Here is a 21,215-nt window from a genome sequence, read left to right on the forward strand (position 1 = left end):
TATTGGTCCCACGGTAGCTCCAGAACGGCGCGATTTCATGGAACCAGCTGCCCTGCGCAGCCTCGTCGAGGCGGGTCCTTCCGACGCCGGTACGGTCGTGGCGCGGCTGTTCCGGGCGCTGCGCGAGGCGGTCCGCTCGGGACGGCTCGAGCCCGGCGTGGTGCTGCCTTCGAGCCGGCGGGCGGCCGCGGCGCTCGGGGTCTCGCGCAACTCCGTCAACGCCGCCTACGAGCTGCTGCGGGCGGAGGGGCTCGTCGCGGTCGACGGGCGTCGCGCGCCAGTGGTGGCGCGGGTCGAGCACATCGACGACCCGGTCGGCGGGGCGGGGGAGGGGCCTGCGCTGTCGGCGCGCGGCCGGACCCAGTGCCGCGACCTGCGCGCACGGCTCTACGCGCACCCCTCCGGCCGCTTCCGCCCGGGCGCGCCCGACGAGCCGTTGTTCCCGCGCGATGTCTGGGCCCGCGCGCTGCGCCGCGCCGCGCGCACGACGCTCGGGCCGATGCGCGCCTACGACGACTATTCCGGCGCGCCCGTGCTGCGCCGCGCGCTCGCCCAGCATCTGCGCCGCGAGCGCGGGCTCCTGGTGGCGCCCGACGAGCTCGTCGTCGTCGCCAGCGCGCAGGCGGGGCTGTCGCTGTTGGCGACCTGCCTGTGCGATCCGGGGGAGACGGTGCTCGTCGAGGAGCCGGGCTATCTCGGCGCGCGCGCCGCCTTCGAGAATGCAGGCCTGCGGGTCGCCCCGCTCCCCGTCGACGACGCAGGCGCCGACATCGAGGCGGCGCAGGCGCGGACGGGCGCCCGGATCGCCTACGTCACGCCGTCCAACCAGTATCCTCTGTGCACGCGCATGAGCCCGCCACGCCGCGCCGCGCTGATCGCCTGGGCGCGGTCCGCGCGCGCGACGATCGTCGAGGACGACTACGACGGCGAGTTCCACTGGCGCGGTCAGGAGGCCGGTGCCATGCAGCCGCTGGCGCCGGATGCCGTCGTCTATCTCGGCTCGGCGGCGAAGAGCCTGCTGCCGGCGCTGCGCGTCGGCTGGATGGTCGCGCCGCGCCCGCTCGCCGGCGCGCTCGCGCACGCGGTGCGCAACGCCGGCTGCGCGGCCAACGTCCACGCCCAGCTCGCGCTCGCGGAGCTGATCGAGAGCGGCGCCTGGAAGCTGCACCTGCGCCGCGTCACGCGTACCTACGAGACCCGCGCGCGCGTCTTGACGGAGGCGATCCGCGCGGCGGCGGGCGATCGCGTCGAGGTGGCGCTGCCGCCCGGCGGGCTCCAGCTCGCCGTGCGAATGGGGAGCCTCGCGGACGAGGCTGCGGCCGTCGCCGGCCTCGGCGCCGCCGGCTGGGCCGTCGCGCGGCTCTCGGGCTTCTGCACGGGCGAGGAGCCCGTCGCCGGGCTGCTGGTGAGCTTCGCCGAGGCCGACGGCCCGCGCGCCCGGGCCTTCGCCGCCGCGCTGGGGCGGGCGCTCGGGATTCGCGGGGAGACCGGCTAGGCGGGAGGACATGCCGGCGGCGTGTCGGCTTCGACCGGCGACCCCACCCGCGCGAGCACGCGCATCAGCTCGTCCTGCCCGAAGGGCTTGGCGAGGCGTGCGTCGACCGCTGCCTCGGCGCCCTCTGGCAGCTCCGCGTAGCCGGTGGCGAGGACGAGGGGCAGGCGCGGGCGGCGGGCGCGCACGGCCTGGGCGAGCTGGAGGCCGGTCATCCCCGGCATCGCCTGGTCCGTCAGAACGACATCGATCGGTGTGCCCGCGTCGAGGATGGCGAGGGCGTCGGCGCCCGAGCCCGCCTCGATCGGTTCGTGGCCGAGATCCTCGACCATCGTCGCCGACCCCATGAGGACGAGCGCGTCGTCGTCGACGACGAGGACCCGCAGCCGCCGGCGCTCGACCACCGCGGGCGCGCGCTCCGCCCCCGACGCGGCCGGGCGCGGCTCGGCGACGGCGTCCGCGATCGGCAGCAGGATCTCCGCCGTCGTGCCCGTGCCGGGCACGCTCGCGAGCGCGAGCCGTCCGTTCGACTGCTCGGCGAGCCCGTAGACCATGGCGAGGCCGAGCCCCGTCCCCTTGCCCACGCCCTTCGTCGTGAAGAAGGGCTCGACCGCCCGTGCGAGCGTCGCCTCGTCCATGCCCACCCCCGTGTCGGAGATGCGCACGCGCACGAAGCGCCCCTGCGGCTCGGCCGCCCGCGTCACAGCGTCGACGGCGATGGTGAGCACGCCGCCGTCCGGCATGGCGTCGCGGGCGTTGACCGCGAGGTTCACGAGCGCGAGCTCCAGCTGGTTGGGGTCGACGAGCGCCGGTGGCGTGCCCTCGGCGAAGCGCGTCTCGATGCGGATCTGCGGCCCGATCGAGCGGCGCAGGAGGTCGGTCATCCCCACCACGAGATCCGGCACCTCCACGGCCGAGGGCGCCAGCGTCTGGCGCCGGGCGAAGGCGAGCATGCGCTGGGTGAGGGACACGCCGCGCTCGGCGCCCTTGATCGCGTTGGCGATCAGCCGGTCGGCCCGGGCGTCGTTCTCGACCCGCTTGCGCAGCACGGTCAGCGAGGAGAGCACCGCCATCAGCAGGTTGTTGAAGTCATGGGCGATGCCGCCGGTGAGCTGGCCGAGGCTCTCCATCTTCTGGAGCTGCACGAGCTTGGAGGCGCCCTCCGCGACGCGCGCCTCCAGGTCGGCGTTGAGCCGCTCGAGCGCCGCGCGCGCCTCGCGCCGCTCGGTGATGTCGTAGTTCACGCCGATCATGCGCACCGGCCGCCCTTCGAGGTCGCGGACCACCTCGCCGCGCCCGGCGAGCCAGCGCACGCTCCCGTCGGGGCGGCGGATCCGGAACTCGATGTCGAGGGGCGGGCCGCCCGCGAGCGCCGCCTCGATCGCGGCCGAGACGCCCGGGCGGTCCTCCGGGAGGGTCTGCGCCTGGAAGGCGTCGTACCCGGGCGAGCGGCTGCCGGGAGGCAGGCCGAGGAGGCTCTCCATCGGCCCGGTCCAGGTTACGTCGCCCGTCGCGATGCTCCACTCCCAGGTGGCGATGCCGCCGGCCTCCTGCGCGAGCCGCAGGCGCTCCTCGCTGGCGAGCAGCGCCTCCTCCGCGCGCTTGCGCTCGGAGACGTCCTCGTAGGTCGAGACGGCCAGCACGATCTCGCCCGTCGCGTCCCGGATCGGGGCGGCGGAGACCTCGAGGTCCGTGAGGCTGCCGTCGCCCCGGCGGTAGACCATCGGCTCGCGGTCGACGACCTCCCCCGAGAGCATGGCGCGGGCGATCGGGTATTCGCCCGGGGCGTAGCGGCGCCCGTCGGCGTGCAGCGCGCCATAGGCCGCGTAGCCGGCGTAGTCCGCCGAGCGGATGAGCCCGTGCCCCAGGATCTCCTCGCCCTTGGTGTTGTGGAAGAGGAGCCGCCCGGAGGGCGCCTGCGCGACGGTGACGCCCGTCGACATCTGCTCGAGCACGGCGCGCAGCCGCGCCTCGCTCTGCGCGAGCGTCGCGGCGGTGCGCCGCTCGGCCGTCACGTCTCGGAAGAAGATCGTCAGCCCCTCCGACGAGGGGTAGGCGTTGGCCTCGAACCAGGTGTCGAGCGGCGCGTAGAAGGCGTCCGCGCGCGCGGGCCGCCCGGTCTCCATCGCCTGCGTGTAGGCCTCGAAGAACGGTCCCCCGAGAGCGCCGGGGAAGACGTCCCAGATCCTCTCGCCCACGAGCGAGCGCCCGCCGCCGATCTGCGCCGCGGCACGGGTGTTCAAGTAGGTGAACCGCCAGGCGCGATCGAGCACCATGACGCTGTCGGTGGTGCTCTCAAGCACGTTCGTCAGGTGGGCCTGCGAGCGCCGGAGCGCGTCCGCGCCGCGGCGCTCGTCGGCGACGGCGGCGAGGACCAGGGTGACGAGGGCGGTGGCGGCCGAGAAGTGCTGGGCGAGCACGACGCGGTCCTGCATCGTATCGGCGAGGAGATCGAACGGACCGCGCCCGAAAGGTCGCGCCGATGGTCGCCGCGCCCGCCACCACCACGAGGGCGAGGCTCGCGCCGCGGACCTGGAAGGCGAGCGCCGCCCAGATCAGCGGCGGATAGATCAGCCAGGTGCCGACCTCGCGGTTCGTCTCGCCGAGGAAGACGTGCACCGCGAGCGCCGTCGTGACCGCGAGCACGGCGAGGAGGTGGAGGATCGTCGACGGCGTGCGAGGCCGGGTCCGACGGTCGCGCAGCATGTCGCCGCGCAGGTCGCTCCAGGCCAGGATCGGCGGTGCCAACGTCATCGCGCCGACGAAGGCGCCGAACCACCAGAAGGCGGCGGTGGCGAGCGCGAAGTCCGGGCCGAGGCCCGTGGACAGCCACAGCGCGCCCGCGCCGAATCCCGCCGAGATCAGCGCGCCGATCCCCGCCGCGAACGCGAGCGCGAGGATGTCGCGCATCGCGGCGAGCCGCCGGTCGAGGCCGAACCAGGCGACGAGCGCGAAGGCGGGCAGCGCGGCGCATGCGGCATTGCCCAGCGCGATGACGAGCTCGGTCGTGAGCGGGTGCGTGCTGCCCACCGTCAGCCCGGCGGCGAGCCGCGCGATCACGATCGCCGGCCAAAGCCGCACGCCCCCGAGGACGAGCCCCGCGAGGCCGACGCCCGCCGCCGGCCAGACCGGCGATCCGGCCCCGCCGACCGCGGCCCATTGCAGGCCGGTCACCGCCGCGGCGTAATAGGCGAGGCCGAGGATGGCGGCCGCCGCAAGGGTCTTCGCGTCCGATCGCACCGATGGTTCCGTTCCGCGCTGTCGCGCCGTTTCGTGCCTCTCGCGCCGTGCGACCCGACCGTATCGCACCGCACGAGCCGAGGCGCCGTCACCCGCCGATGTAGCCCCGCTCGCGCAGGTGCCGCTCGAGCACCTCCGGGAACGCGGCCGGCCGCTCCGCTCCCGCGGGACAGGTCCCGTCGGCGGTCGCGGGCGCCTCGCAGATCGTCAGCGGCCAGTCGCTCGCTCGATCGAAGGACGCCGTCACCCGCGCACGCGCCTCCTCCCAACGCCCGAGCCGCGCCATGGATGCGGCCCAGGCCGCGAGAAACCCGTTCTCGCGCCACAGCGCCGGCTCGCTCTGCGCCGCCTCTTCCATCCAGGCGAGATCGTCCGAGACGGCCCGGCGGAAGCGCGGGTCTCCGGAAACGTCGACGACCTCCTTGCCCGCGTACCGCTCGATCACGATCGGCGCGAAGGAGGCCGCGTAGGAGGCGTAGGCGTAGAGGAAGGACTGATCGATGCTGACGAGCTCGTAGATGCCGTCCCCGTCGAGGTCGCGCACGGCGTAGCCGCTGTCGCCGTCGAGCGTGGCGCCGGGCATCACGTGCCAGCGCTCGCCGAGCCGTCCCGCGATGCGCGTCGTCGCGCAGCAATGGGCGCCGCCGGTGAACGCGCTCGCCACGATCTGCCGCGCCCCGGGCGCCTGCGGGTCGAGCGGCGCGATCGTCAGGCGTGCCCCCGCGGAGAAGGAGGCGGCGTCCTCGAAGGCGATCGAGAAGGCCACCCGGCGGCCCTCGTAGGCGTCGATCGTCGGGTAGGCGAGGTCGGTGTCGTCGCGCGCGGCGTCGAGCAGCAGGGTGAGCCCGTCCGCCCCGAAGGCGAGCGGCGCATCTCCGTCGAAGCGCAGGCGCTCGAGGCGCGGCGCGTCCGACGTCCAGAACGGGTCGGAGAAGCGCGCGCCCTGCGAGACGTAGAGGTCCGCCGGCAGCCCCCGCTCCGCCCGCAGTTGCGCCTGCAGCGCGCCGGGGTCGCTCACCGGGACGGGCCCTGCGACGACGGCGTTCCAGCCGTTCGAGGAGGTGAGGACGTGCGTCGCGTCGAAGCGTTCGCGCCAGCCGCGCGCGAGCGTGATCGCCTCGGCCGGATCCTGCCGGCTCGCCAGGACGATCCAGCGCATGTCGTCGGGCAATTCGCCCTGCGCCGCGGCGCCGCCGATCGTGCGCGGGCCGAGGCAGCACGCCGAGACGATCAGCACGACGAGCGCGAAGGACTCCCGCGTCGACCGCGAAGCGCGTTCCATCGGGTCTTGCGGGTCGGTCTGCTCCATCCCCTCACAGTGCCCCGCACGCGAGAGCGGAGCAAGGCGTCACAGCGAGTCGTCTCTCGCGCCGTGGCCGCCCACCGCGGCTTCCTCCAGGCAACGCAGCGCGGTTCCCAGGTCGCCGTGCGCGTCCGCGAGCAGGAGGAAGGCCTTCAGGAGCAGCGGCTCGCGTCCCTCCTCGTGGGTGCCGTCGAGCCGTGCGTTCAGGTGCGGGAGAAGCCTCTCCGCCGTTCCGCCGCGACCGTCCAGGATCTCGCTTTCCCCGCCGGGTGCCGCCGAACCGAGTGTTCTCATCGTGCGTCGTCTCCTCGGACTCCATCAAGAGCGAAAATACGATGATTCGCCCGCCTGTCCGGTGGGAACCCGACGTATTTCGCTTTCCTCGGGTCGATACGTACGCAAACGGGCCGCGATCGGATCACGGGCCGTTTGCGCAGGCACTCCGGCGGCGGCCCGCGCGCCCGCGCGATGATGGCGCTCTCCTCGGCGCGGCCGCGGATCAGCCCCCAGCACATGAACGGCATGACGACCGAGAAGGGCAGCGCGGCGACGATCGAGGCCGCCTGGAGCGCCCCGAGCCCGCCCGAGACGAGCAGGACGGCGGCGACGACCCCCCCGCCCAGCCCGCCCAGGCCCAGGACGCTGCCGGAGGGCCGCCTCAGGTGCCGCGCGTGGCCCGGCGCTTGCGCTTGATCCTGTAGACCAGCACCTGCATCCCCACCGAGAGCGCGAGCCAGGCGAGGAACGCGATGCCGAGTAGCGCCAGCGCCCACGGATCGGGCGAGGCGAGCACCTCGGCGAGGCGGGTGCCCAGCAGGGTGAGCATCACGAGCCCCGGCGCCATGCCGACGAGCGTGCCCACGAGGTAGTCGGCGATGCCGATCCGGCTCGCGCCGACGACGAGGTTGACGACGCTGAAGGGCGCCACCGGCAGCATCCTCAGCGCGGCGACCGCGATGACGCCGCTGTCGGCGAGCGCCTTCGACACGGCGCGCGTGCGCCGGCCCATCCGGCGCTCGAGCGCGCCGCGACCGACCGCGCGGCCGATCCCGTACATGAGCGCGGCGCTGAGCATCACGCCGGTCGTCGCCACCGCGATCGCGGTCACCGGCGGAAACATCATGCCGGTGACCGTGATCAGCACCGTCACGGGGAAGACCACGAGCCCGCCCACGACGAAGGCGAGGACGACGAGGAGCGGCGCGAGCGGCCCCGCGCCGAGCGCCTCGAGCCGCGCCACCAGCGCGGCCGGGTCGGTGAGGTCGGCGGCGGGCGAGAAGCGCCAGAGCGCGACGATGGCCACGACGGCGAGCGCGAGCAGCACGAGCTTTCCCGTACGCACCAGCGAGCGCTGCGCCGGCTGGCCGGCGAACATCTCCGCGCCGAAGGCGGGGGTGGCGATCGGTGTCTCGGGGTCGGCGATCTCGCCGATGCGGCGGGCGAGCTCGCCGTCCTCGGCGGGGCCGAGGTCGATGGGCGCGAGGCGGCGGCCTTCCTGCGGGAGCGTGTCGAGCGCGGCGAGGAGCGAGCCCTCCCGCGCGATCGCCTCGCTCACCCGCTCGGGTGCCACGCCGGCGTGCTCGGCGACGAGGCCGTCGCGGATCCGCGCGATCGCGGCGCGCTCGCCATCGGTCCGTGCCTCGATCGCGATATCGCACTCGCTGTCGAGCCCCATGGAGCGGTTGTTCAGGTTGGCCGAGCCGATGCGCAGGAGCCGGTCGTCGACGATCATCAGCTTGGCGTGGACCATGACGCCCTCGCCGGTCGGGTCGTCCGGCAAGGCGGGGTGCACGAGCCGCGCGCGGCCCGACAGGCCCGCCTCGTCGAGGATCGCCATGAAGCGCCGGCGCCCGGCGTTCATCGCGTGCTCCTCGAGCCAGCTCTGGTGCACGTTCGGACCGACCAGCAGGACCTCGAGCGTCGGCACCTCCCGCATGCGGGCGACGAGCGCCCGCGCCACGCTCGCGCGGGTGAGGAACTGGTTCTCGATGTAGATCGTCCGCTCCGCGATGGCGATCGACGCCTCGTAAAGCGCCTCCACCTCTCGGATCGCCGGCGCGCCGGCGAAGGCGGGGCGCGTGCGGGCGATGCCGACGCCGACGTCGCGAAAGTCCGGCACGACGTCGGCCGGCCAGAGATCCTCCGGCGGCTTCGCGGCGCGCCCGCGCAGCGCGAAGCGGTTCTTTCCCCGCAGCCTCGGCGCCGCCGCGTAGCCGCCCTCGGCCTGGCGCCAGCGTGCTTCCGCCAGCGCCGAGAGGGCGGCCGCCGCCTCGCCGTCGACCATCATCTGCGCGTCGTGGAAGGGCCGGTAGGGCGCGCCGTCCGGGTCGCGCCGGCGCGGGTCGTCGAGCGCGTGCGCGCGGGTGTCCCAGCGCCGGATGGCGAGGTCGAGCCCGCCGCTGAAGGCGAGCGCCCCGTCGACGACGACGATCTTCTGGTGGTGGCTCGCGCCGATCGGCAGCACGTCGTCGAGCCGCGCGCGGATGCCCCGGGGCATCGACCAGTCGAGCTTCACCTCCGGCAGCAGCTCGCGCTCGAGCCCGTAGAGCAGCGCGTAGTCCCACAGGAGGAGATCGACCTTCAGCAGCGGGCGCCGCGCCACGAGCGCGCGCAGGAAGGGGCCGAGCTCGCGCGGCAGTCCGTCGGCGGGCTCGTATTCCTCGCCGACGAGAGGCGTGCGGCTGTCGATGTCCCAGCCGACGACGAGGATGCGCGAGCGCGCCGCGCGCATCGCCGCGCGCATGACGCCGAAGGTCGCTGCCGCATCGATCAGCGCGGCCGCGCGCGGCGCCCGCGCGACCGTCCACACCGTCTCCCGCGGCCTCAGGATGCCCCCGTTCTCGCTCACGCCGTGCTCCTCGTCGACCATACCTAACGCACCAGAGGAGAATTGCGCATCCGCGCGCTGCGCCTTCCGGTGTTTCCGGGATTGCGCACGGGGGCGCGGCGCGGCACCGTCGCAACGCCGCATCGGCCCCGCGAGGAGAGGACCCCGCCATGATCTCGACCATCGTCGTCGCCGTGGACGGCTCGGCGCACCAGGACACGGTCCTCGCGCTCGCCGCCGAGATCGCCGAGGCCCGCGGCGCGCGGCTCGTCCTCGCCCACGCGCTGCTGCGCGGGGTGCCCTACGGCGAGCTCTACGCGGTGGCCGAGCGCCTCGGCTTCCTCGACCGGGTGAAGGCCGAGCTCGACGAGGCCTCCGCCACGCCGATCATGCCCGCCGCGGCCATGGGCGGGGCGATCCCCGTGATCATGGTCTCGCCGGACACGCTCCGGCACGTCGCCGACGAGGTGATCGCCGCCGCCCGCCGCACGCTGGAGGGGCGCGGGATCACGATCGACACGCGCATCGCCGACGCGGCGCCGGCCGAGGCGATCGTGACGGTGGCCGAGGAGGAGGGGGCCGACCTCCTCGTCATCGGCAGCCGCGGGCTCGGCCGCCTCCAGGGCATGATCCTCGGCAGCGTCTCGCAGAAGGTGGTCCACGACGCGCCCTGCGCGGTGCTCGTGGTGAAGTGAGGGATCAGGCGGAGAACCCGGCGCGGGGGTCGCGGTGGGCGGGGATCCAGTGATGGGGTCCCGGACAGCCGTCGGCATCCGGGATGACGACCGCCCGTCATGTGTGGACGGTCCCCTTTCGGCAAGGGGTGCTGAAGCGGGATCCGGCGAGATCTGGAGCGGTCATGTGTACGATTTCCGTTGTGCGGTCGTCGCTGACCGCCGGCCGAGATGGGATCCGCGAGCCGAGTTCCGAACACCCCGACGCGCCTGGCTGCGCTGACGCACCATGAGGTCGCGCACCCGGTGGAGACCGCGCCCGGCCTGCTGGGCCTCGGTCTTGATCGGCACGAAGCGCATGGTCGGGCGCGTCGCCGCCTCGCAGATCGCCGCGGCGTCGCGCGCGTCGGTCTTGTTGCGCATGACGTAGGGCTTCACGTATTGCAGCGGCATCATCCGCACCTCGTGCCCGAGCCCGGTCAGCACCCGAGCCCAGTGGTGCGCCGAGCCGCACGCCTCCAAGCCGACGGTCGTGGACGGCAGGCGTCGGAAGAAGCCCTCGACCTGCTGGCGCTTGAGCCTGCGCTGCACGACCACGGCGCCGCTCGCGTCGACGCCGTGCGCCTGGAAGATCGACTTGGCCAGGTCGAGGCCGATCGTGGTAGCGTTCATCTGGACGGTCTCCTCAGCTGATGCTTTCGACGCTCCAGCTTGGCACGAACGATGCCGTCGGGGACCGTCCACCCCAACACCCCGGATTGCGAAGCAAGTCCGGGGCCCAGGACCGCAGGGGTGTGCTCAGCGTGCGCGGGAGCGCGCGCGTCCACGGAACGCCGATGGAGGCCTCGAGCGCCGCGGCGTTGCACGCCGCTGATCGAAGACCTGTGGTTCTGGATCCCGGACGGCCTTCGGCATCCGGGATGACGGCCTCCTAATCTCCTCCGAAGGCCCACCTTGCCCCCCTCACATCCCCCGCGTAAGGTCCCGCTCCCCGTCCGACCCCAACCATAAAGCCGCCACCGCCATGACCACCCCGCCCCGCCGCCCGCGCCCCACCTTCACGGATCAGGAGGCGCTCGCGTTCCACAGCCAGGGGCGGCCCGGCAAGCTCGAGGTGGTGCCGACGAAGCCCATGGCGACGCAGCGCGACCTGTCGCTCGCCTACTCGCCGGGCGTCGCCGTGCCGGTGAAGGCGATCCACGAGGATCCGAGCCGCGCCTTCGACCTCACGGCGCGGGGCAACATGGTGGCGGTGATCTCGAACGGCACCGCCATCCTCGGGCTCGGCAACCTGGGCGCGCTCGCCTCCAAGCCCGTGATGGAGGGCAAGGCGGTGCTGTTCAAGCGGTTCGCCGACGTCGATTCGATCGATCTCGAGGTCGACACGGAGGACGCGGACGCGTTCGTGAACAGCGTGCGCTATCTCGGCCCGTCCTTCGGCGGAATCAACCTCGAGGACATCAAGGCGCCCGAGTGCTTCATCATCGAGGAGCGCCTGCGCGAATTGATGGACATCCCGGTCTTCCACGACGACCAGCACGGGACCGCCATCATCGCGGCGGCGGGGCTCCTCAACGCGCTCCACCTCACCGGGCGCGACGTCAAGGAGACGCGGCTCGTCGTCAACGGCGCGGGGGCGGCGGGCATCGCCTGCGTCGAGCTCTTGAAGGCGATGGGCTTCGCGCCCAACAACGTCGTGCTCTGCGACACGAAGGGCGTGATCTATCGCGGCCGCGAGAGCGGCATGAACCAGTGGAAGTCGGCCCACGCGGCGGCGACCGACGCGCGGACGCTCGCCGAGGCGCTCGACGGCGCGGACGCGGTGTTCGGCCTGTCGGTGAAGGGGGCGTTCACGGCGGAGATGATCGCCTCGATGGCGCCCCAGCCTATCATCTTCGCCATGGCGAACCCCGACCCGGAGATCACGCCCGAGGAGGTCGCTTCGATCCGCGACGACGCCATCGTCGCCACGGGGCGCTCCGACTACCCGAACCAGGTCAACAACGTCCTGGGCTTCCCCTATATCTTCCGCGGCGCGCTCGACGTGCAGGCGACGACGATCAACATGGAGATGAAGATCGCCGCCGCCGAGGCGCTCGCCGCGCTGGCGCGCGAGGACGTGCCCGACGAGGTCGCCGCCGCCTACCAGGGCTCGCGCCCGCGCTTCGGGCGGGAATACATCATCCCCGTGCCGTTCGATCCGCGCCTGATCTCCACCGTGCCGCCGGCGGTGGCGCAGGCGGCGATGGACACCGGCGTCGCCCGCCGGCCGATCGTCGACAAGCGCGCCTACCGCGCCACGCTCTCGGCCCGGCGCGATCCCGTGGCCGGCACGCTCAACCGCGTGTTCGAGCGCGTGCGCAAGTTCCCCAAGCGGGTCGTCTTCGCCGAGGGCGAGGAGGAGCAGGTGATCCGCGCCGCCCTGTCCTTCGCCAACCAGGGGCTGGGCACCGCCATCCTGGTGGGGCGCGAGGACCGGATCTACGAGACCGCGGCCTTCGCCGGCATCGAGCTGGAGGGGCGCGAGCACATCCAGATCATGAACGCGCGCCTGTCGAAGCGCAACACCGCCTACGCGCAGTTCCTGTACGACCGGCTGCAGCGCAAGGGCTTCCTGTTCCGCGACTGCCAGCGCCTGATCAACCAGGACCGCAACCATTTCGGCGCCGCCATGGTGGCGCTCGGCGACGCGGACGCGCTCGTCACCGGCGTGACGCGCAACTACTCCACCGCGATGGAGGAGATCCGCCGCGTCATCGACCCCAAGCCCGGCCACCGCGTCATCGGCGTGTCGCTGTGCCTCGCGCGCGGGCGCGCGGTGCTGGTGGCGGACACTGCGATCCACGAGATGCCCTCGGCGGACGAGCTCGCCGAGATCGCGGTGGAGGCGGCCGGCGTCGCCCGGCGGCTCGGCTACGAGCCGCGGGTGGCGCTGCTCTCCTTCTCCACCTTCGGCCAGCCCCGCGCCGAGCGCGCGGAGCGCGTGCAGGAGGCGGTGGAGCTGCTCGAGAGGAAGCGCGTCGACTTCGAGTTCGACGGCGAGATGGGCGCGGACGTGGCGCTCAACGCCAACCAGCTCGCCGCGTACCCGTTCTCGCGCCTGAAGTCCCCCGCCAACGTGCTGGTGATGCCCGCCTTCCACTCCGCCGCCATCTCCACGAAGATGCTCCAGGAGCTCGGCGGCACCACCGTGCTCGGGCCGCTGATCGTGGGGCTCGACAAGCCGGTGCAGATCGTCACGCTGGGCTCCACCGACGCCGACATCGTCAACATGGCGGCGCTCGCGGCGTTCAACATCGGCGGGTGAGGGCGAGCCGAGCCGCTCACGTCCCGCGGGGCTTCGCGCGGGTCGTGGGCGCGGCGGCGGCGGGATCCTCGGGCCAGGGGTGACGCGGATAGCGCCCGCGCATCTCCGCACGCACCTCCGCCCAGGAGCCGCGCCAGAAGCCGGGGAGATCCTTCGTCACCTGGATCGGGCGATGTGCCGGCGAGAGCAGCTCGACGACGAGCGGCCGGCGCCCGCCGGCCAGCGCCGGGTGAGCGGCGAGGCCGTAGAGCTCCTGCACGCGGATGGCGATCGCCGGCTCGGACCCGTCGTAGTCGACGGCGACGGACGTGCCGGTCGGCGCGCGCCAATGCGTCGGCGCTTCCGCGTCCAGCCGCCGCTGGAGATCCCAGGGCAGCAGCGTGCGCAGGCCCTCGAGCACGTCGCCGGCCTCGACCTGCGCGAGCGCCGTGCGCCCGGCGAGCATCGGCGCGAGCCACGCCTCGATGGTCGCGGCCAGCGCTTCGTCCGACACGTCCGGCCAGGGCTCGCCCTCCGCGGCGCGCAGGAAGGCGATGCGCCGGCGCAGCTGCGTCGCGGCCTTCGACCAGGGCAGCGCGTCGAGGCCGATCTTCGCGATGCCGCGCGCGAGCACGGCGGGCGTCTGCGGGTCGTCGGCGAGCGGGATCGGGCGCTCGGCGAGGATCACCGACCCGATCCGCCGCACGGCCCGGCCGCGCACGGCCTTGACCTTCGCGTCGAAGGCGATCTCGTCGCGCGCGACGATCCGCTCCGGAAAGAGCGCCTCGATCTCCACGTCCGCGAGCGCCGCCGCCGCCAGCACGCGCGCCGCGCCGGCGGCCCCGGCGATCTCGGCGACGGCGACGAACGGCTCGCGGGCGAGCGCCAGGTGCGGCTCCAGCGCCGCGCCGCGGCCGTTGGCGAGGACGACCTCGCCTGGCTTGCCGCGGGCGCGGGCGACGCGGTCCGGGTAGGCGAGGGCGACGAGCGCGCCGACGGAGAGGCCCTCCGGCGGGCGGCCCGCGACGCCCTCCGCCGCCTGCGCCGCCCAGCCGCGGGCGAGGCGGCGCATGTCCTGCGCGCGCCCGCCGCGCTCGCGGGAGAAGCGGTCGAGCCGATGGGCGAGGTCGACGTCCTCACCGCCGAGCCCGCGCTCGACGAGGAGCGCTGCGACCTCCGCCGCCCGCGCCGCCTCCCCGCGCTCCGCGGCGCGCAGCACCATCGCGGCGAGGCGCGGCGGCAGCGGCAGCGCCCGCAGGCGCGTGCCGAGCGGCGTGATCCGGCCGTCCGCGTCGAGCGCGCCGATCTCGCCGAGGAGCGCCCGCGCCTCGGCGAGCGCCGGGCGCGGCGGCGCGTCGAGGAAGTGCAGCGTCGTCGGGTCGGTCACGCCCCAGGCGGCGCAGTCGAGGACGAGGGAGGCGAGGTCGGCGGCTAGGATCTCCGGCGTCGCGAAGGGCTGGAGCGCCCCCGTCGCCGCCTCCTCCCACAGACGATAGCAGACGCCGGGCTCGGTGCGCCCCGCGCGGCCGCGGCGCTGGTCGGCGGAGGCCCGCGACACCCGCACCGTCGTGAGGCGGGTGAGCCCCACGGCGGGCTCGTAGACCGGCACGCGGGAGAGGCCGGAATCGATCACCACCCGCACCCCCTCGATGGTGAGCGACGTCTCGGCGATGCTCGTCGCCAGCACGACCTTGCGCCGCCCGGGCACGGCGGGCGAGACGGCGCGGTCCTGCTCCGTCCGGTCGAGCGCCCCGTAGAGCGGGGCGATCTCGACCGACGGGTCGCGCACGCGGTCCTGGAGGATCTGCGCCGTGCGGCGGATCTCCGCCTGGCCCGGCAGGAAGACGAGGAGCGAGCCTCTCTCCTCGGCGAGGGCGCGCAGCGCGACGGCGGCCACCGCCTCCTCGATCCGCACGCGCGGATCGCGCCCGACGTGGCGGGTCTCCACGGGGAAGGCGCGGCCCTCCGACGAGACGACCGGTGCGCCCTCCAGCAGCGCGGCGACCCGCGCGCCGTCGAGGGTCGCGGACATGACGAGGAGCCGCAGGTCCTCGCGCAGGCCGCCCTGCGCGTCCAGCGCCAGCGCGAGGCCGAGATCGGCGTCGAGCGAGCGCTCGTGGTACTCGTCGAAGAGCACCGCCGCGACGCCCGCGAGCGTCGGGTCGTCGAGGATCATGCGCCCGAACACACCCTCGGTGACGACCTCGATGCGGGTCTTCGCCGACACCTGCGTGCCGAGGCGCACCCGCAGGCCGACCGTCTCGCCGACCCGCTCGCCGAGCGTGCGCGCCATGCGCTCGGCGGCGGCGCGGGCGGCCAGGCGCCGCGGCTCGAGCATCACGAGCTTGCCGCCCCGCGCCCAGGCCTCGTCGAGGAGCGCGAGGGGCACGCGGGTCGTCTTCCCCGCGCCGGGCGGCGCGACGAGGACCGCTCGCGTCCCCGCCGCGAGGGCGCGAGCGAGATCGGGGAGGACGGCATCGATGGGCAGGGGCGTGTCGAAGGCGCGCATGCGCCGGGTGTGGCGCGTGCGGCCTCTCTTGACAAGCCGGGAGCCGTGCTAAGCTCGCGCGTTCCGCCGCGGAGCGAGACCGATGAAGGACATCCGGCGCCTGCCCACGATCAACGGCCCCACCCCCGCCGAGCGCACGCGCCCCGGCGACCGGCAGGACGTCGACGAGCGCGAGGCCGCGCGCGCCTTCCAGCAGGCGCTCAGGCGCGAGTACATCGACGAGCACGTCGCGCGGCGGCGCGCACGCGACGCCGCGGTGGGATTCGACGAGCGCGTGATCGTCTCCGGTGAGTGCGCGGCGGAGGCGCTCGCGCATCTGGAGCGGCTCCACCGGGTCTCGCCGACCTTCCGCGGCGTGCTCGACGCCGCGCTCGCGCGCAACGAGACGGTCTGGATCAGGATCGGCCGGGGCGGCGGCTACTCGTGGGCGACGATCGGCGCGCAGGACGAGAAGGTCTATATAGACCTTTCCCAGGGCGACCTGCTCGACCTCCTCATCCACGAATGCGGCCACGCGCTGGCCAAGCTCGAGGACGGCCCGCTCGGCGGTTTCGGCCCCAACCAGCGCTTCCAGGCCGTGATCAAGCGGGAGATGGAGATGGCGGACGCCGCCGTGAAGCCGTACGGGCGCGAGGTGCGCCAGGAGCCGGGGCCGGTGCGGGAGGGGTGAGCGTCCGCGCCGCGCCGGCGGCGCCGCTCAGGGGCGGAAGCTCGGCGGGATCGGCGGGTCCTCGGCGAGCAGCGTGACGGTCACCCGACGGTTGGGCGCGATGTAGGGGTTGTCGGGGAAGGCCGGCTCGGTGTCCGACTTGCCGGCGACGGTGGAGAAGCGCTCCTCCGGCATGCCGGCGCCGGCTAGGATCTCGCGCACGGCGAGCGCGCGACCGGCGGTGATGCTCCAGCCGTCGACCTGTGCCGTCTCGCCCGGTCGCAGAGCCGCCGTATGGCCGCGGATGGCGAGACGGTTGGGCAGGCGCCGGATGACGGGCGCGATCGCCTCGAGCACGAGGCGGGTGCGCTCGTAGGGGTAGACCGATCCCTCCGGGAACATCGAGCGCCCGTCCTGGTCGACGAGTGAGACGTCGAGCCCCTCCTCGGTCTCCTGGATGACGAGGTTGCGGGACAGCTCGGCGATCTCCGGCATGTCCTGCAGCGCCTGGCGCAGCGAGGCCGCCGCCGTGCCGAAGCCGCGGTCGAACGTCACCGAGAACAGACCTTGCTCCTGGTTGTCGAGCTCGTTGGGCACCGTGTGATCGGAGGCCTCCTCGGGCTTCACCTGGCGCACGTTCTGGAGCGCCGTGAGGGTGGGCAGGCCGTCCTGCTCGATGATGCCCGAGAAGCGCGACTCGGGGTTCACGCCGAAGGCCTCGCGTACCGAGCCCGCGACGATCTGCATCTTGCGCTGGTCCTGCGTCGAGTAGGCGACCAGGATCACGAAGAAGCTCATCAGGAGCGCCATCAGGTCGGCGAAGGTGACGAACCAGGCCGGCGCGCCGACCGGTGCATCCTGCTTGCGCTTCTTGCCCATGTGCCTCTCTCCGCCGACGGATCAGGCGTCCGCCAGCGCCTCGCGGTGGTGCTCCGGCAGGTACGCCGTGAGCATCTCGCGCACGATGGTGGGCGAGCGCTGGTCGCGGATCTGCAGGACGCCGTCGATGATCATCGAGCGCAGGACGTCCTCCGAGCTCAGGCGCAGCGTCAGCTTGTCGGCTATCGGCAGCGCGATCAGGTTCGCGACGAGCGAGCCGTAGAGCGTGCCGAGCAGCGACACCGCCATGGCGGGCCCGAGCTTGGAGGGGTCCTCCATGTTGGCGAACATCATGATCATGCCCACGACCGTGGAGATCATGCCCCAGGCCGGCGCCACGTCGCCGATGCCGCGCCACACCTTCGAGCCGTCGTCGAGGCGCTGGACGAAATTGTCGCGGTCCTTCTCGAGCGCGTCCTTGATGAAGTCCTTGTCGTAGCCGTCGGCGATGTAGCGCAGGCCCTGCGCCAGCGTCGGGTTCTCCACCTTGACGTTCTCGAGCCCCATCGGGCCGGACTTGCGCACGACGTCGGCGACCTGCGTGAGCTCCTCGAGCATCTCGCGGGGCGTCGTCTTCTGCATGCTCAGCCCGTAGCGGATGCCCATGGGCAGGCCGCTCATCATGATGGGGAAGGTGAACCGCACCATGGTCGAGGCGAAGGCGCCGCCGACCACGCAGACGAGCGCGACGGTGTCGTAGTAGGAGGCGAGGCTCCCACCGCCGATGAGGATCATCCCGAGAACGGTCGCAACGCCGGCGACGAGGCCGAGCGCGGTGGCGAAATCCATGTGTCGTGCTCCGGTGCGGGCGGTTCTCACCCGGTTCCGCATCGCAGCGACGCTAAGGCCGACGTGCTGAAGAAATGGTTTAGCGGCGGGTACGGGTGACGGAACGCCGCGTGCGCCCTAGCTTGACCATCGGCGCCTCGCCCGTCGCGCCCGGAACCCCGACGCCCGCCGATGCCGCTCTCCCGCGTTCTCCTGCGCACGATCGCGCTCCTCGCCCCGGAGCGGCGGCTCGCCGTCGCGCTCGCGCTCGCGAACGTGGCGCTCGCGGCCGCCGCCTTCGCCGAGCCGGTGCTGTTCGGGATGATCGTCGATCGCCTGGCGCGCGCGCAGGCGGCGGCCGACCCGGCGGCTGCGCTCGCTGGGCTCGGCCCGCTGCTCGCCGCCTGGGTCGGCTTCGGGCTGTTCACGATCGGCGCGGGCGTCCTCGTGGCGCTCCACGCCGACCGCCTCGCGCATCGCCGCCGCCTCGCCGCCATGGCGGACGTGTTCGAGCACGCGCTGGCGCTGCCGCTCGCCTTCCACGCGAGCACCCATTCCGGCCGCGCGCTGAAGGTGATGATCGAGGGCGCCGGCGCGCTCTTCGCGCTGTGGCTCTCGTTCCTGCGCGACCAGGCGGCGGCGCTCGTCGCGGTGGCCGTGCTGCTGCCGCTGACGCTGCTCCTGAACTGGCGGCTGGGCCTCCTCCTCGTCGTCCTCGTGCTGGCGAGCGGCGTCCTCACGCACGCGGTGCTGCGCCGGACGGAGCGGATGCAGGGCACGGTCGAGGGCCATCACACGGCGCTCGCGGGCAACGCGTCGGACGCGCTCGGCAACGTCGCCGTGGTGCAGTCCTTCACCCGGCTCGACGCCGAGGTGCGGCACATGCGCGCCGTGATGGCCGATCTCCTGGCCGCCCAGGCGCCGGTCCTCTCCTGGTGGGCGCTCGCCTCCGTCGCCACGCGCTGCGCGGGGACGCTGACCGTGCTCGCGATCCTGCTGCTGGGGGTCGCGCTCTTCCGCGAGGGGCTCGCGACCATCGGCGAGATCGTCTCCTTCGTCGCGCTCGCCACGATGCTGATCGGTCGGCTGGAGCAGCTCGTGTTCTTCGTCAACGGGCTCCTGCTCAATGCCCCGAAGATCGCCGAGCTGTTCGCCGTGCGCGACACGGTGCCCGCCGTCGCCGACCGCCCCGGCACGCGCGATCCCGGCCGCCTCGCCGGCGCCGTCGCCTTCGAGGGCGTCTCCTATTCCTACGACGGCGAGCGCCCGGCGGTGCGCGACCTCTCCTTCACCGTCGCGCCCGGCGAGACCGTGGCCCTCGTCGGTGAGACCGGGTCCGGCAAGTCGACGGCCCTCGCGCTCCTCCACCGCGCCTTCGATCCCGATGCGGGGCGCGTCCTCCTGGACGGGGTCGACGCGCTGGACTGGGCGCTCGACGGCTTGCGGCGCAACATCGGCGTCGTCTTCCAGGAGCCGATGCTCTTCGCCCGCTCGCTGCGCGAGAACCTCCTCGTCGGCAAGCCCGACGCCCGCGACGACGAGCTCGTCGCCGCGCTCGAGCGCGCCCAGGCCGGCGCCTTCCTCGCCCGGCTGCCGCGCGGGCTCGACACCGAGATCGGCGAGCGCGGCCGCTCGCTCTCGGGCGGGGAGCGCCAGCGCATCGCCGTCGCCCGCGCGCTGCTCAAGGACCCGCCGATCCTCGTCCTCGACGAGGCGACGAGCGCGCTCGACGCCAACACCGAGGCGCGGCTCAAGGAGGCGCTGGCGGAGGCGATGCGCGGGCGCACGGTCTTCGTCATCGCCCATCGCCTCGCAACCGTGCGCGACGCCGATCGCATCCTGGTCCTGCACGAGGGCCGCATCGTCGAGGACGGGTCCTACGACGCGCTCGTGGCGAAGGGTGGCCGCTTCGCGACGCTGGCCGCCTCGCAGCACCTGCTGCAGAGGCTCGAGGTGGAGCGGGCATGACCTCCCCCTCGCCAGCCCGGGCGATCTGTGCTTTAGCTCGGCGCGACGAGCGGAGGGGTGCGATGCGTGCGAGTCGGGCGAGCGTTGGTGTCATCCTGGTGGTCGCGGCGGCGCTGGCGCTGTCCGCCTGCGGGCGCCGCGGCGCGCTGGAGCCGCCGCCCGGCGCGGGTCCCGCGCCAGCGGCCGAGGAGGCCCGCGTGGCCTCCGATCCGCTGACCGACGTCCCCGTCGGCGGCCCGCGCGAGCCCGAGACCGCACCCGTCGCGCAGCCCGACCGGCCGTTCTTCCTCGACGTCCTGCTCTGAAGGCGGCGCCATGCACCACTTCGCCTATCGCGACGGCGTCATGCACGCGGAGGACGTCTCGCTGGAGGCGATCGCGGCGCAGGTGGGCACGCCCTTCTACTGCTATTCCACGGCGACGCTCGAGCGCCACTACGACGTCTTCGCCTCCGCCTTCGCCGACATGGACGCGCTCGTCTGCTACGCGATGAAGGCGAACTCGAACCAGGCGGTGCTGCGCACGCTCGCGAAGCGCGGCGCGGGCATGGACATCGTGTCGGAGGGCGAGCTGCGCCGCGCGCTCGCCGCCGGCGTGCCCGGCGACCGCATCGTCTTCTCCGGCGTCGGCAAGACCCGCACGGAGATGGCGGCGGCGCTCGCCGCGGGCATCCTGTGCTTCAACGTCGAGAGCGAGCCCGAGCTCGAGGCGCTCTCCTCGGTGGCGACCGAGATGAGCATCGAGGCGCCGATCTCGATCCGCGTCAACCCGGACGTCGACGCGAGGACCCACGCCAAGATCTCGACCGGCAAGTTCGACAACAAGTTCGGCATCCCGATCTCCCGCGCCCGGGAGGTCTACGCCCGCGCCGCAGCGCTGCCGGGCATCGCCATCACCGGCGTCGACATGCACATCGGCAGCCAGATCACCGACCTCGCGCCCTTCGACAACGCCACCGCGCTGATGGCCGAGCTCGCGCGCGACCTGATGCGCGAGGGCCATCCGCTCCACCACATGGACCTCGGCGGCGGGCTGGGCGTGCCCTACCGCGAGGACGAGGAGCCGCCGCCGGCGCCCTCCGTCTTCGCGCAGACGATCAAGCGCCACACCCGCGACCTCGGGCTCACGCTGCTGTTCGAGATCGGCCGCATGATCGCCGGCAACGCCGGCATCCTGGTGGCGCGGGTCGTCTACGTGAAGCAGGGCGAGGGCAAGACCTTCGTCATCGTCGACGCGGCGATGAACGACCTCATCCGCCCGACGCTCTACGAGGCCCACCACGACATCAAGCCCGTGCGCCGGCCCGCGCCGGACGCGCCGCGTCGGGTGGTCGACCTGGTGGGTCCCGTCTGCGAGACGGGGGACTACCTCGCGCAGGGGCGCGCGCTGCCGCCGGTCGCCGCCGGGGATCTCGTCGCGATCATGACGGCGGGCGCCTACGGGGCGGTGCAGTCCTCGACCTACAATTCCCGTCTCCTCGTGCCCGAGGTGCTCGTCCACGGCGCACAGCACGCGGTGGTGCGTCCCCGCGAGACCTACGAGGACCTGATCGGCCGCGACCGCGTGCCGGACTGGCTCGGCTGAACGCCGCGCACGGGCCGGCGTTGGCGTCTCGAGACC

The 21,215-nt window shown here is 73.6% G+C and carries 16 protein-coding genes and 1 pseudogene; 7 read left to right on the forward strand and 10 right to left on the reverse strand.

Annotated features, from left to right (window positions below; translation table 11 throughout):
* Positions 1–37: 37 nt before the first annotated feature.
* Positions 38–1,495 carry a MocR-like pyridoxine biosynthesis transcription factor PdxR gene (gene pdxR / locus ACTZWW_RS09345; protein ID WP_444780679.1) on the forward strand — a complete coding sequence of 486 codons (1,458 nt, stop codon included), beginning with the start codon at positions 38–40 and terminating at the stop codon, positions 1,493–1,495.
* On the opposite strand, the gene ACTZWW_RS09350 is transcribed toward pdxR, so the two are convergent.
* From ACTZWW_RS09350 to ACTZWW_RS09375, 6 genes are all read right to left on the reverse strand, one after another.
* The gene (locus ACTZWW_RS09350; RefSeq protein ID WP_444780717.1) at positions 1,492–3,870 is read right to left on the reverse strand and encodes a PAS domain S-box protein; all 2,379 of its coding nucleotides are present in this window, start codon (positions 3,868–3,870) and stop codon (positions 1,492–1,494) included. The genes pdxR and ACTZWW_RS09350 overlap by 4 nt on opposite strands.
* Positions 3,788–4,732, reverse strand: coding sequence for an MASE1 domain-containing protein (locus ACTZWW_RS09355; protein WP_444780680.1), 945 nt, complete (start codon positions 4,730–4,732; stop codon positions 3,788–3,790). The genes ACTZWW_RS09350 and ACTZWW_RS09355 overlap by 83 nt, the downstream gene beginning before the upstream one ends.
* An 88-nt stretch (positions 4,733–4,820) precedes the next feature.
* Positions 4,821–6,014 (reverse strand): hypothetical protein, encoded by a 1,194-nt coding sequence (locus tag ACTZWW_RS09360; RefSeq protein WP_444780681.1) that lies wholly within the window; start codon positions 6,012–6,014, stop codon positions 4,821–4,823.
* A gap of 66 nt (positions 6,015–6,080) precedes the next feature.
* A complete protein-coding gene (locus tag ACTZWW_RS09365) occupies positions 6,081–6,329 on the reverse strand; it encodes a hypothetical protein (RefSeq protein ID WP_444780682.1) in 249 nt (82 codons plus the stop codon).
* Complete coding sequence (locus tag ACTZWW_RS09370) at positions 6,326–6,808, reverse strand: BCCT family transporter (RefSeq protein WP_444780683.1); 483 nt, start codon at positions 6,806–6,808, stop codon at positions 6,326–6,328. Before ACTZWW_RS09370 ends, ACTZWW_RS09365 begins: the two co-directional genes overlap by 4 nt.
* Entirely contained in the window at positions 6,694–8,883 is a 2,190-nt protein-coding gene (locus ACTZWW_RS09375; protein ID WP_444780684.1) for a VTT domain-containing protein, read from the reverse strand. The genes ACTZWW_RS09370 and ACTZWW_RS09375 overlap by 115 nt, the downstream gene beginning before the upstream one ends.
* 149 nt (positions 8,884–9,032) lie before the next feature.
* Between ACTZWW_RS09375 and ACTZWW_RS09380 the strand changes: the two genes are divergently transcribed.
* The gene (locus ACTZWW_RS09380; RefSeq protein ID WP_444780685.1) at positions 9,033–9,557 is read left to right on the forward strand and encodes a universal stress protein; all 525 of its coding nucleotides are present in this window, start codon (positions 9,033–9,035) and stop codon (positions 9,555–9,557) included.
* A gap of 231 nt (positions 9,558–9,788) precedes the next feature.
* Here ACTZWW_RS09380 and ACTZWW_RS09385 read toward each other — a convergent pair.
* Positions 9,789–10,208: pseudogene (locus tag ACTZWW_RS09385) on the reverse strand (IS110 family transposase); the annotation flags it as partial.
* A 352-nt stretch (positions 10,209–10,560) separates the two neighbouring features.
* On the opposite strand from ACTZWW_RS09385, the gene ACTZWW_RS09390 reads away from it, so the two are divergent.
* Positions 10,561–12,843, forward strand: coding sequence for an NADP-dependent malic enzyme (locus ACTZWW_RS09390; RefSeq protein WP_444780686.1), 2,283 nt, complete (start codon positions 10,561–10,563; stop codon positions 12,841–12,843).
* A gap of 16 nt (positions 12,844–12,859) precedes the next feature.
* Here ACTZWW_RS09390 and hrpB read toward each other — a convergent pair whose 3' ends face one another.
* The gene (gene hrpB / locus ACTZWW_RS09395) at positions 12,860–15,331 is read right to left on the reverse strand and encodes an ATP-dependent helicase HrpB (protein WP_444780687.1); all 2,472 of its coding nucleotides are present in this window, start codon (positions 15,329–15,331) and stop codon (positions 12,860–12,862) included.
* 82 nt (positions 15,332–15,413) lie between these two features.
* Between hrpB and ACTZWW_RS09400 the strand changes: the two genes are divergently transcribed.
* Entirely contained in the window at positions 15,414–16,001 is a 588-nt protein-coding gene (locus ACTZWW_RS09400) for a hypothetical protein (protein WP_444780688.1), read from the forward strand.
* Positions 16,002–16,028: 27 nt separating this feature from the next.
* Here ACTZWW_RS09400 and ACTZWW_RS09405 read toward each other — a convergent pair whose 3' ends face one another.
* Positions 16,029–16,859, reverse strand: coding sequence for an OmpA/MotB family protein (locus tag ACTZWW_RS09405; RefSeq protein WP_444780689.1), 831 nt, complete (start codon positions 16,857–16,859; stop codon positions 16,029–16,031).
* A 21-nt stretch (positions 16,860–16,880) separates the two neighbouring features.
* Entirely contained in the window at positions 16,881–17,648 is a 768-nt protein-coding gene (locus tag ACTZWW_RS09410; RefSeq protein WP_444780690.1) for a motility protein A, read from the reverse strand.
* Between the two features lie 171 nt (positions 17,649–17,819).
* On the opposite strand from ACTZWW_RS09410, the gene ACTZWW_RS09415 reads away from it, so the two are divergent.
* From ACTZWW_RS09415 to lysA, 3 genes are all read left to right on the forward strand, one after another.
* Positions 17,820–19,595 (forward strand): glucan ABC transporter ATP-binding protein/ permease, encoded by a 1,776-nt coding sequence (locus ACTZWW_RS09415; RefSeq protein WP_444780691.1) that lies wholly within the window; start codon positions 17,820–17,822, stop codon positions 19,593–19,595.
* A 62-nt stretch (positions 19,596–19,657) separates the two neighbouring features.
* Positions 19,658–19,900, forward strand: a complete 243-nt coding sequence (gene lptM / locus ACTZWW_RS09420) for an LPS translocon maturation chaperone LptM (RefSeq protein WP_444780692.1) — start codon at positions 19,658–19,660, stop codon at positions 19,898–19,900.
* Between the two features lie 10 nt (positions 19,901–19,910).
* Complete coding sequence (gene lysA / locus ACTZWW_RS09425; RefSeq protein ID WP_444780693.1) at positions 19,911–21,179, forward strand: diaminopimelate decarboxylase; 1,269 nt, start codon at positions 19,911–19,913, stop codon at positions 21,177–21,179.
* The last annotated feature ends 36 nt before the right edge of the window (positions 21,180–21,215 follow it).

The sequence above is a fragment of the Salinarimonas sp. NSM genome (assembly GCF_052380005.1).
Lineage (GTDB): Bacteria > Pseudomonadota > Alphaproteobacteria > Rhizobiales > Beijerinckiaceae > Salinarimonas.

Coding starts and splice junctions, on each gene's coding strand:
- pdxR (WP_444780679.1), top strand. CDS start 38: ATGGAACCAGCTGCCCTGCGCAGCCTCGTCGAGGCGGGTCCTTCCGAC.
- ACTZWW_RS09360 (WP_444780681.1), bottom strand. CDS start 6,014: ATGGAACGCGCTTCGCGGTCGACGCGGGAGTCCTTCGCGCTCGTCGTG.
- ACTZWW_RS09365 (WP_444780682.1), bottom strand. CDS start 6,329: ATGAGAACACTCGGTTCGGCGGCACCCGGCGGGGAAAGCGAGATCCTG.
- ACTZWW_RS09380 (WP_444780685.1), top strand. CDS start 9,033: ATGATCTCGACCATCGTCGTCGCCGTGGACGGCTCGGCGCACCAGGAC.
- ACTZWW_RS09390 (WP_444780686.1), top strand. CDS start 10,561: ATGACCACCCCGCCCCGCCGCCCGCGCCCCACCTTCACGGATCAGGAG.
- hrpB (WP_444780687.1), bottom strand. CDS start 15,331: ATGCGCGCCTTCGACACGCCCCTGCCCATCGATGCCGTCCTCCCCGAT.
- ACTZWW_RS09400 (WP_444780688.1), top strand. CDS start 15,414: ATGAAGGACATCCGGCGCCTGCCCACGATCAACGGCCCCACCCCCGCC.
- ACTZWW_RS09405 (WP_444780689.1), bottom strand. CDS start 16,859: ATGGGCAAGAAGCGCAAGCAGGATGCACCGGTCGGCGCGCCGGCCTGG.
- ACTZWW_RS09410 (WP_444780690.1), bottom strand. CDS start 17,648: ATGGATTTCGCCACCGCGCTCGGCCTCGTCGCCGGCGTTGCGACCGTT.
- ACTZWW_RS09415 (WP_444780691.1), top strand. CDS start 17,820: ATGCCGCTCTCCCGCGTTCTCCTGCGCACGATCGCGCTCCTCGCCCCG.
- lptM (WP_444780692.1), top strand. CDS start 19,658: ATGCGTGCGAGTCGGGCGAGCGTTGGTGTCATCCTGGTGGTCGCGGCG.
- lysA (WP_444780693.1), top strand. CDS start 19,911: ATGCACCACTTCGCCTATCGCGACGGCGTCATGCACGCGGAGGACGTC.